The organism is Planktothrix sp. FACHB-1355, assembly GCF_014748295.1.
Taxonomy (GTDB): Bacteria; Cyanobacteriota; Cyanobacteriia; order Cyanobacteriales; family Aerosakkonemataceae; genus Aerosakkonema; species Aerosakkonema funiforme_A.
The window spans coordinates 1-1,547 of record NZ_JACJUP010001369.1; the positions used below are offsets into that span (position 1 = coordinate 1).

4 protein-coding genes are annotated in these 1,547 nt (G+C 39.2%); all 4 read left to right on the forward strand.

Translation table 11 applies throughout. The features are described 5' to 3' along the window. Positions 1-230: hypothetical protein (locus tag H6S82_RS32495; protein WP_199318016.1), on the forward strand; the 230-nt coding region annotated here is incomplete at its 5' end. A gap of 50 nt (positions 231-280) precedes the next feature. Beyond that, positions 281-898 (forward strand): hypothetical protein, encoded by a 618-nt coding sequence (locus H6S82_RS32500; protein WP_190474005.1) that lies wholly within the window; start codon positions 281-283, stop codon positions 896-898. Between the two features lie 72 nt (positions 899-970). Continuing rightward, complete coding sequence (locus tag H6S82_RS32505) at positions 971-1,198, forward strand: hypothetical protein (protein ID WP_190473967.1); 228 nt, start codon at positions 971-973, stop codon at positions 1,196-1,198. 100 nt (positions 1,199-1,298) lie between these two features. Further along, a partial coding sequence (locus H6S82_RS32510) for an NADAR family protein (protein WP_191057449.1) occupies positions 1,299-1,547 on the forward strand: 249 nt, incomplete at its 3' end.

Genomic DNA, 1,547 nt, shown 5'->3' on the forward strand with positions numbered 1-1,547 from the left:
CTCGTTCGCTGTCGAATCTCAAGCCTGGTAGCGAGTCGGACTACGGTGAGGTGAAGAAGAGAAGAAGTATTGCTGTCACCGATACTGGCTATGAGGGGTTGCGTTTATTGGCGCAGGCTTGTGGTTGCAGTTTGAGTGAGTATTTGGAAAGGTTGGGTAGAGGTATGGTTTGTGCTACTGATGTAACTAATGATATGCGATCGCACTCTCAATCCAACCTTACTAAATAAAAAAATGATAGTTAATTATACAAGTTTGTATAAAGGCGATAGTGGTGTCAATGGCTTATAGTGAATTTACATTGAATAAATTTAAAAAAACGTTCAATTTACGAATTGATGAATCGGCTGATTTATTTGCCACCATTGCATCTGTACATCCGAGTGAAACTTTAAAAGCTTCTTTAGCAGAAACGACTGAACTTGCTTTAGCTATAAATACAGAAAAAGCGCGGTCTGAATTAATTATTACGCCAATTTTGTTGGAAGTTAGGAGAGGTAAAAATTATCAGATTAGTTTGTTTTCTGGGGTGGATTTCAATGTAGATTTTGAGCAAGGATTAAATGGCTATTGCGATTTTATTATTAGCCGCTCTAAGGAGCAATTAACTATTAACGCACCTGTGGTGTTGATTGTGGAAGCAAAGAATGAGGATATTAAAGGAGGGTTAGGTCAATGTGCGGCGGCGATGTTGGCGGCACAGTTGTTTAATCAGCAGGAAGGAAATGATATTAAGACAATTTATGGCGCGGTAACTACGGGGGATATTTGGAAGTTTTTGAAGTTGGATGGCTCTGATGTGTTTATTGATTTGAATAATTATTATATTCGGGAAGTTGATAAGATTTTGGGGATTTTGTTTGAGAGCGTTCAAGAGCGAAATGGTGAAATGAATTAGAAGTAGCTAATTCAGCTATCATTACTTTTGGCTCTGACGAGCTTTTAACCGTGACGAATTAGGGAAAATCCCATGATTACGATCGCGGTTACTCATAATGCTGCTAACGTAATTGGAATGCTTTCGCAGCAGGCAATTAAAACTCTCAAACAAGCAGAGTTTTGTGTAGTCAAGCAAGAGGGTGATTATGGATTCACGGGAAGTTTGACAATTCCATTGTTACCTGAAGAAGGCTTGACTTGGCAAGGCGTGAAAAGCTGTTTAGAAAATTCTGGATATCAAGTGTTAATAGTTTGTTAGTTTCCGTAACTCTATCCTGGCATGGCGTAAGAGCCTGCCGGGATTATTTTTTTATTGGGCTGTCGCCCCTTCAAGAAGAACAGTTCAATTGAGCAAAACTATGACTGCGTGGATAAAAAACTGGTTCAGCAATATGGAGAGCTTAGAAAAACCTATCATTGTTGATGGTATTGAATATCCAACAGTGGAAAATTTCTACGCCGCCTCCAAAACTTTGGATGTTCAACAAAAGCGTAAAATTGCCACACTTACACCATCAGTCGCTAAAAAATATGCTCGGACTATCCCATTACGTTTTGATTGGGAAGAAGTTAAGTTGGCCATCATGCTTATTGAGATCGGAAGAGCG

Excerpts from the sequence above, each read along its gene's own strand:
- H6S82_RS32500 (WP_190474005.1), top strand. The coding sequence starts at position 281 with ATGGCTTATAGTGAATTTACATTGAATAAATTTAAAAAAACGTTCAAT.
- H6S82_RS32505 (WP_190473967.1), top strand. The coding sequence starts at position 971 with ATGATTACGATCGCGGTTACTCATAATGCTGCTAACGTAATTGGAATG.